At 73.8% G+C, this 7,763-nt stretch carries 7 protein-coding genes; 3 read left to right on the top strand and 4 right to left on the bottom strand.

Annotation, left to right across the window (positions count from 1 at the left end; genetic code table 11):
- Positions 1-65: 65 nt before the first annotated feature.
- The gene (locus GD970_RS14385; protein WP_193314946.1) at positions 66-1,142 is read right to left on the bottom strand and encodes a DUF222 domain-containing protein; all 1,077 of its coding nucleotides are present in this window, start codon (positions 1,140-1,142) and stop codon (positions 66-68) included.
- A 258-nt stretch (positions 1,143-1,400) separates the two neighbouring features.
- On the opposite strand from GD970_RS14385, the gene GD970_RS14380 reads away from it, so the two are divergent.
- Positions 1,401-2,594 (top strand): alpha/beta hydrolase, encoded by a 1,194-nt coding sequence (locus GD970_RS14380; RefSeq protein WP_193314945.1) that lies wholly within the window; start codon positions 1,401-1,403, stop codon positions 2,592-2,594.
- Between the two features lie 62 nt (positions 2,595-2,656).
- Here the strand turns inward: GD970_RS14380 and GD970_RS14375 are convergent, their stop codons facing one another.
- The 3 genes from GD970_RS14375 to GD970_RS14365 form a co-directional block, all read right to left on the bottom strand.
- Complete coding sequence (locus GD970_RS14375; protein ID WP_226925360.1) at positions 2,657-4,444, bottom strand: MDR family MFS transporter; 1,788 nt, start codon at positions 4,442-4,444, stop codon at positions 2,657-2,659.
- Positions 4,441-5,037 carry a MarR family winged helix-turn-helix transcriptional regulator gene (locus GD970_RS14370; RefSeq protein WP_170297289.1) on the bottom strand — a complete coding sequence of 199 codons (597 nt, stop codon included), beginning with the start codon at positions 5,035-5,037 and terminating at the stop codon, positions 4,441-4,443. The genes GD970_RS14375 and GD970_RS14370 overlap by 4 nt, the downstream gene beginning before the upstream one ends.
- A 154-nt stretch (positions 5,038-5,191) precedes the next feature.
- Complete coding sequence (locus tag GD970_RS14365) at positions 5,192-5,710, bottom strand: DinB family protein (protein WP_152203583.1); 519 nt, start codon at positions 5,708-5,710, stop codon at positions 5,192-5,194.
- Between the two features lie 151 nt (positions 5,711-5,861).
- On the opposite strand from GD970_RS14365, the gene GD970_RS14360 reads away from it, so the two are divergent.
- The gene (locus GD970_RS14360; protein WP_152203582.1) at positions 5,862-6,296 is read left to right on the top strand and encodes a nitroreductase family deazaflavin-dependent oxidoreductase; all 435 of its coding nucleotides are present in this window, start codon (positions 5,862-5,864) and stop codon (positions 6,294-6,296) included.
- A 153-nt stretch (positions 6,297-6,449) separates the two neighbouring features.
- On the top strand, positions 6,450-7,718 hold the full coding sequence (gene moeB / locus GD970_RS14355) for a molybdopterin-synthase adenylyltransferase MoeB (protein ID WP_152203581.1): 1,269 nt from the start codon (positions 6,450-6,452) through the stop codon (positions 7,716-7,718).
- Positions 7,719-7,763: the final 45 nt, after the last annotated feature.

Raw genomic sequence — 7,763 nt, 5'->3', positions numbered from 1 at the left:
AAGGCGCCCCCACCGACGGCTGGAAAGCCGCCCTCAACCACCTCGAACTGCTCTACCCCGACCGCCTAGCCGGACACATCAACTAAAACCGATACAACCCGTCCTACACAGAAGAATTGACAGGCCCCGACCCCGGTATGCAGCGCCCCGGTGGCCAGGGCGAACAGCGCCTCGGCGCGCAGCGCCTCCACGCTGCGGGAGTCCCCGTCCGCCCGCGCCGCCCGCGCCGCGTTGGTCAACAACAGATCGAAGGGCACCGCGTCCTCGGCCCCGGCCACGATGTACATCGACGCCATCCCGTCGGCCAACGCCCGCGGATGGGTCACGTGCTGACCCCGCACCGCCCGCGCGTGACGGGCCGCGGCCTCCTCCGGATCGACCTTGACCAGCTCGCGGGCCAGGTCCCGGCCGATCTGGTTGTGCGTGCGCCCCGCCGCCCCCGCCAGCACGTCGTGCTGGACCGACCAGGCCACCTCATCGGCCACCGGCCCCAACGTGGACACGATCGTCGCGGCCTTGCGCCAGTCGATCACCCCGGCCAACAACGCCTCCCCCGTCTGGGCGAACGCCCCCCGCAGCCCCGCCCCCACCGCCACCAGCCGCCGCGCCTCGGCCCGGGTGGTCGCCAACCGCATCGCCAGCTCCGCGCTCGTGCCGTTGACCTCCTCACCCACCCCCGGGGCGATGATCCGCTGGGCGCTCATCGCCGGCATCCGCGCCAGCTCCGCCGCCGCCAGCGCCGCCTGCCCCGCCGCCCACGCCTCCACCCGCTTGAACGCCGCGACCACCTCCACCGCCGCGAACGGGTCCAACGCGGCCACCTCCACCCCCTCCAGCACCACCGCCAGCTGGGCGTCCGGCGCCATCTGCGCCAGCACCCCCGCCGGCAGGTCCTGCGCCAGGCACCCCGCCCGCCCCGGCGGGCCCGGCACCGACGCCACCGGCACCGGCGGGGTCGGGGCGAAGGACTCCGGGCACTCCTCCCGCGCCAACGCCGCCGCGAGCTCGTCCTCGTCCCACCACCCCAGCAACGCCCGGGCGTGCCGGTCCCCCTCGATCGCCGCCGCCCGCGCCTCCAGCACCGGCGCCGCCGCCCGCTCCGCCGCCTCCTCCGCCTCGGCCTCGGCCCGCGCCTGAGCCATGACCGCCTCCATGTGCTCACACACCCGCCGGTCCGCCGCCACCTCGCAACACGCCCCGGCATCCCCGCCCGGCACGCCGCCCCCACCACGTTCCTCTTCGAACATACGTCCAGCCTAGAACGCCCCCCCGACACCGGCCACGAAGGCTAGGACGCCTGTGGAAACCCCGGCGACAGCAGTGCGCGAGAGCAGCGCACGCGCCCACAGCTGTGCGCCATCAAGAGCGGACCCGCTCGCGCGGCTGACATGATCGCCTCCATGAGCGCCTCTGATGACGCCACGGGCCAGGCTCCCTCGCACGACGTCCCGACAGGAGACATCCCAGGCCGAGACGCCCCGCCGCCGGACCTCGAGCCCCGCCAAGACATCCTCGGCCCGCCCTGGGCGGCCCGCACGATCCCGCTCGGCCGCCTCACCGACGGCGGGGAGGAGTCCAGCGCGCCAGACGTGGCCACCCTGGTCCACCACGACGACGCGGGACACCGGGAACGCGCGGTGCTCTACCTGTCCGGGTTCGTCGACTACTTCTTCCAGGCCCAGCACGCCCAGGCGTGGATCGACGCCGGCTACGACTTCTACGCGCTGGACATGCGCCGGGCGGGCCGCTCGACCAACGGCCATCCGCGCCCTGACGACGTCCGGGACCTGCGCGTCCACGACGAGGAGATCCAGGCGGCGCTCGACCTCATCAGAGCCGCCGGGGCGCGGCAGGTGGTCCTGCTGGGCCACTCGACCGGTGGCCTGCAGGCGGTGCTGTGGGCGGCGGACCACCCCGGGTCGGTCGACGTCGTCGTGCTCAACTCCCCCTGGCTGGACCTCAACCGCAGCTGGCTCGAGCGCACGGTGGGCACTGCCCTCCTCGACCGGCTGGGCACGTGGCTGCCCAGCCTCCCGGTCGGCAAGCTCGGCGACGCGTACGGCAGCTACCTCCACGCCGACAGCGGCGGGGAGTGGACCTACGACCTCACGCTCAAGCCGCTCGCCGGCTTCCCGGTGCGCGCGGGATTCATCCGCGCCGTCCGCCGGGCGCATGCCGAGGTCGCCCGCGGCCTCGACATCCAGGAACCGGTGCTGCTGTGCTGCTCGACGCGCTCCGGCCACCCGCGTGACCCGGGGCCGGCGGAGCTGAGCACCACCGACGTCGTGCTCAGCGTCGAGCAGATGCTGCACCGTGCCCCGTTGCTCGGCCCCGACGTGACGATCATGCAGGTGCCCGGCGGCGTGCACGACCTCGCGCTGTCCCCGGGGACGTCACGGGAGTACTACACGCGCGGTGCGGTGGAGTGGGCGGGGCTGCGGCTCGACGAGCAGACGGCGCGGCGGACGGCGGAGCAGCCAGCCGGGCGGACGGCAGAGCGGTCAGAGGGGCGGACGGCGGAGCAGCCAGCCGGGCGGACGGCAGAGCGGTCAGAGGGGCGGACGGCGGAGCCGCCGGCAGGACCGACGGCGTAACGGCCCCATGCCACGAGGGCAGCACACCGGCGGTGTGCTGCCCTCGTGGTCGTGACGGGTCGTCAGCCGCGCGACTCCCGGCGCCCGACGGCGTCGCCGAGCCCGTCCGCCTCGCCGGCGCCACCGCGCGGGACGCGCGCACCGCCGGACGCGCCGACCGACACCCCAGCGGGCGGGGCCGGCACGGTGGCGTCCACGGAGGCCGCCGCGGCGGCGCTGAGCGCGCCCGGCTGCTCCGGCTGCCCGGCCACCTCCTCGATGATCTTCTGGCTGCGGGCCGGGACCTCCCACGTGTTGCGCAGCTCGCTGCCCTTCATGAACAGCACGGCCACCAGGGCGATCGCCGAGATGATCGCTGCGATGCCGAAGACCAGGCCGATGCCGTCGCCGTAGGCGCTGTGGATGATGTCGGCGATCCCCGCCGGCAGCTGGCTGAGGTCCAGCGACGAGGTCGAGCTGTCCATCCCCGTCACGTCCACCCCCTGCGCGGCGAGCCGCGTGCGGGTCAGTGAGGTGACCTGCTGGGCGTACACCGCACCGAGCAGCTGGATGCCGACGGCGCCGCCGAGGGACCGGAAGAAGGTCACCGTGGAGGTCGCCGCGCCGACGTTGCCCAGCGAGATGCTGTTCTGCACGGCCAGGACCAGGTTCTGCATGGACGCGCCGAGGCCCAGGCCGGCGATGAGGAGGAACAGCCCGATCAGCACCAGGCTGGTGTCCGCCCCCACGGTCGCCATGAGGCCCATGCCGGCGGCCAGCAGGGCCACGCCGCCGACGACGTACGGCTTCCACCGGCCGCTCGCGGTGACCCACCGGCCGGCGACCGTCGAGGAGATGAGCAGCCCGAACATGAGCGGCAGGCCCAGCCAGCCGGCGATCGTCGGGGAGTACCCGCGGCCGATCTGGAAGTACTGGCCGAGGAAGACGTTGGCGCCGAACAGCGCCGTGCCCACCGCGAGGCTGGCGACGATCGCGAGCGCCGTCGTCCGGTCCGAGAGGATCCGCAGCGGGACCACCGGCTCGCTGACGCGCTGCTCGACGATGACGAACAGCACGGCGGCGATGGCCGAGGCCCCGAGCATGACGCCGGTCTGCCAGGAGACCCAGGCGAACTCGTGGTTGGCGAAGGAGACCCAGATGAGCAGCAGGGTGGCGGAGAGGGAGATGAGCACCGCGCCGAGGTAGTCGACCTTGGCACCCGGCCGTCCGGTGCCGGGCACGTGCAGGTTCCGCACCACGACGGCGATGGCCGCGAGCATGAAGGGTACCGTCGCCCAGAAGCACCAGCGCCAGCCGAGCCACGGGACGTCGACGATGAGGCCACCGGCGAGGGGGCCCGACACCGTGGCGACGGCGATCACGGCACCCATGTAGCCGTTGTACCGACCGCGCTGCCGCGGCGGGATGATCGTCGCGATGATGATCTGCGTGAGGACCATGTTGGCCCCCATGCCGATGCCCTGGAGCACGCGGACGCCGATGAGCATCCCGGCCGAGGTGGAGAGCCCGGCGAGGATCGACCCGCCGATGAAGACGACCATCGAGGCCAGCAGCAGCTTCTTCTTGTCGAAGAGGTCGGCCAGCTTCCCCGCGATGGGCGTGATCGCCGTCGAGGCGAGGATCGTCGAGGTGATGATCCAGGTGTACTGCTGCTGCGTGCCGCCGATCTCCCCGACGATCACCGGCAGCGCGTTGCCGACGATCGTGGCGGAGAGGTTGCCGACGAACATCGCCAGCAGCAGGCCGGTGAGCACCTTGAGGATCTGCCGGTGCTCGTGGTGGGCCCTGTCCGCCTCCTCGGCGGTCATCCCGGCATAGGCCCTCCGGGTCGTCAGGTCCTTCTTGCTCAAGAGAGCTCCTTCATCAGTTCATGTGCCGGCTGGTCGCCGGAAAGATCCTTTGCCGGCTGGTCGCCGGAAGAACTCGCGCCCGCGCGGGAGGTGCCGGCGTCGTCCACCGGCGCGGCCAGGCTTTGGTAGGCGTGCTCGGCGTTGCCGATCAGCTCCTCCAGGTCCTGTGCCAGGTGGTGGATCCGCTCCGCCGGCCAGCCCGCGACCGCCTGGGCCATCGCCCCCATGTGCAGCTCGCGGACCTGCTTGAGGCGGGCGAGGCCCGCATCGGTCAGCGAGACGAGGGAGGCGCGACCGTCCTCCGGGTCCGGACGGCGGCTGAGCAGCCCCTCCTTCTCGAGGCCGGCGATCTGCCGGCTCGCGACCGAGGGGTCGACGAGCTGCTGCTCGGCCAGGGCCGCGACGCGGCACTCCGAGGCGCGGTACAGGCTGAAGAGCAGGTTGACCTGGGAGGGCTGCAGCCCGCACTGGTGGGCGACCGCCGTGCTGAAGCTGCGCGACCGCCGGCTCAGGCTGATCAGCTGGGTGAGCAGGTCGACCGCCGCCTCACGCGGCGACTCGACGGCTCGGGAAGATTCAGTCGCTTGTGGCACGCAATCGACAGTACGCCTACATGCACCATGCATCTATGTGAAGGGATGTGCAGTGCGCCATATCGCGCCCGACGACGCCGCGGCGGGACGGAGGTCCTGGGCGCGGCGACCGCCTTTCGCCGGGGACCGGAGCTCAGAACCCCGCGCCCGTCCCTCAGCCGCGCACGTCGTGCAGGTGATGCAGCACGTCGTGGATGAAGTACTGGCTCAGCGTCGCCACGGTGAACTCAGCGCCGTTGCTGCGCAGCCCGCGTCGCTGCCAGCTCTCGGGCGGCACCGCGGCGAACGCGTCGGCCACCGCGGCCCCGGCCGCGGCCAGCTCCTCCCCCACCCGCGCGGGGTCCTCGTGCTCGTAGTCCCCCGCGACGGCGGCGGCGTCCTGGTCCCAGTTGGGGAAGACGGGGCCGTCCTGCTCGAGCATGAGCCGCAGGCGGCGGTCGAACACGCCGCACACGTCGCGCACGTGGGCGGCGTACTCGAGCGGGAACCACGTCGCCGTGTCCGGACGCACGGCGACGTCCGGCCGCCGGAGCACCTCCTGCCAGCGCCCGACGGCGTCACGCACCAGGGCGGGCACGCTCGCCGGGTCCTCGCGGGCGGCCTCCACCCCGCACTCCGCGCACGGACGCCGCAGCACCCACGTCCAGTCCTTGGTGTCCGGCTCGATCGCCATGCTGGCCCCTCTCCCGCGTTCGGACGGGCGGCGCACCGCCCGTCCGCAGGCTACGGCGTCCTGACGTCAGGGAACCGCCGGGGAGGGCGGGCGGTGCGTCCCCGGCGGGCATCCCGCGCGCAGCGCCCGATCCTGCTGCTTGACTGCGGTCATGCCTCTCATCGGAACCTACGAACCCAGCCCTCGTCAGTGGGTGCGCGACCAGGTCGAGCTCTACGAGAGCTCGGGCGGCACCGAGGGCACCACGCTGCACGGCAGGCCGTGCGTGCTGGTCACCGTGCGCGGCGCACGCTCGGGCAACCTCCGCAAGGTCCCGCTCATGCGCGTCGAGCACGACGGCAGGTACGCGATGGTCGCCTCGGTCGGCGGGGCGCCGAAGCACCCCACCTGGTACTGGAACGTGCGCGCCCACCCCGAGGTCGAGCTGCAGGACGGCCCGCAGAAGTGGGACATGGTGGCCCGCGAGGTCACGGGCGCCGAGAAGGCGGAGTGGTGGGAGCGCGCCGTCGAGGCCTTCCCGACCTACGCCGAGTACCAGGAGAAGACCGACCGGGAGATCCCGGTCTTCGTGCTCGAGCGCCGCTGAGACGGAGCCGGGACGCCGGAGGCCTGCCTGCAGCCGTGCTGACGCAGAAGGCTGCGCGCGGTCCGAGCCGATCCGATCCGTGGCGCCGGCCGAGGATGCGGGGCCGTGACCTTGGGCCGCGGTTCCGCCCGCGCTGCCGCCTACAGTGAGGGCATGCCGCTTGCGCCCCTGGTCGAGCCCGGCCCGCCGCTGACGAACGCGCAGGTCCAGCGCTACTCGCGCCACCTGCTGCTCGCCCAGCTGGGCCACGACGGCCAGCGCCGCCTGCTCGCCGCCCGCGTCCTGGTCTTGGGCGCCGGCGGCCTCGGCGCCCCGGCCCTGCTCTACCTCGCCGCCGCGGGCGTGGGGCACATCGGCGTGATCGACGACGACGTCGTCGACGCCTCCAACCTTCAGCGCCAGGTCATCCACACCCAGGCCGACGTCGGACGCCCCAAGGTCGACTCCGCCGCCGAGAAGGTCCGCGCCCTCAATCCCGAGGTCACCGTCGAGCGCCACCACCTGCGCCTGGACGCCGCCAACGCCCGCGACGTCGTCGCCGGCTACGACCTCGTCCTCGACGGCACCGACAACTTCCCCACCCGCTACCTCGTCAACGACGTGTGCGCCGACCTCGGCGTCCCGCTCGTGTGGGGGTCGATCCTGCGCTTCGACGCCCAGGTCTCGGTGTTCTGGTCCCGGCCGCGCCCGGTCGCGGGCACCGAGGCCCCCGCCGTCACGCTGCGCGATCTCTTCCCCTCCCCACCCCCGCCCGGCACGACGCCGTCATGCGGGCAGGCCGGCGTGGTCGGCGCGATGTGCGGGCAGGTGGGGTCGGTGATGGCCACCGAGGCGGTCAAGCTCATCACCGGCGCGGGCGAGCCGCTGCTCGGACGCGTCCTCGTCCTCGACGCGCTCGGCGCGCGGTGGAACGAGATCCCGCTCCGGCCGCGCCCCGGGGCCCGCCGCCCGCAGACGGTCGCCGAGCTCGGCTACGACCCGGCCGGCAGCCCCGACGGCTCGACGGCCGCGGCGTGCGCCGTCGCCCCGGGCGCCGTGACGACACCCGCCCAGGCCGAGCCCGAGCTCCCCGCGATCTCCGCCACCGACCTCGCCCGCCGCCTGGCCCGGCGCGAGAGCGGCGACGACGACTTCGTCCTCCTCGACGTCCGCGAGCCCACCGAGCGCGGCATCGTGGCGATCCCCGGGGCGCTGGCCGTCCCGCTCGGCGAGGTGCTGGCCGACCCCGACGCCACCGTCCACCGCCTCGGCCTGCACCACCCCGGCGGGGCCGGCCGCGAGCTCCTCGTGCACTGCCGCAGCGGGCAGCGCTCGGCCGAGGCCGTGCGCGCCCTGCGCGACGCCGGCGCGCGGGCCGTGAACGTGTCGGGCGGCGTGCTCGCCTGGGTCGAGGACGTCGACCCCACCCTGCCCACCTACTGACCGCTCGTCCCACCCACGAAGGGGCCCCGGCCCCGCCCCCGAGGA

It is taken from the genome of Georgenia thermotolerans, assembly GCF_009193185.1.
Classification (GTDB): Bacteria; Actinomycetota; Actinomycetes; order Actinomycetales; family Actinomycetaceae; genus Georgenia; species Georgenia thermotolerans.
This window is presented reverse-complemented; position numbering and strand designations above follow the sequence as displayed.

What these genes read in the sequence shown, in the direction of transcription:
- GD970_RS14385 (WP_193314946.1), bottom strand. Translation starts at nt 1,142, where the DNA reads ATGGCTCAGGCGCGGGCCGAGGCCGAGGCGGAGGAGGCGGCGGAGCGG.
- GD970_RS14380 (WP_193314945.1), top strand. Translation starts at nt 1,401, where the DNA reads ATGAGCGCCTCTGATGACGCCACGGGCCAGGCTCCCTCGCACGACGTC.
- GD970_RS14365 (WP_152203583.1), bottom strand. Translation starts at nt 5,710, where the DNA reads ATGGCGATCGAGCCGGACACCAAGGACTGGACGTGGGTGCTGCGGCGT.
- GD970_RS14360 (WP_152203582.1), top strand. Translation starts at nt 5,862, where the DNA reads ATGCCTCTCATCGGAACCTACGAACCCAGCCCTCGTCAGTGGGTGCGC.
- moeB (WP_152203581.1), top strand. Translation starts at nt 6,450, where the DNA reads ATGCCGCTTGCGCCCCTGGTCGAGCCCGGCCCGCCGCTGACGAACGCG.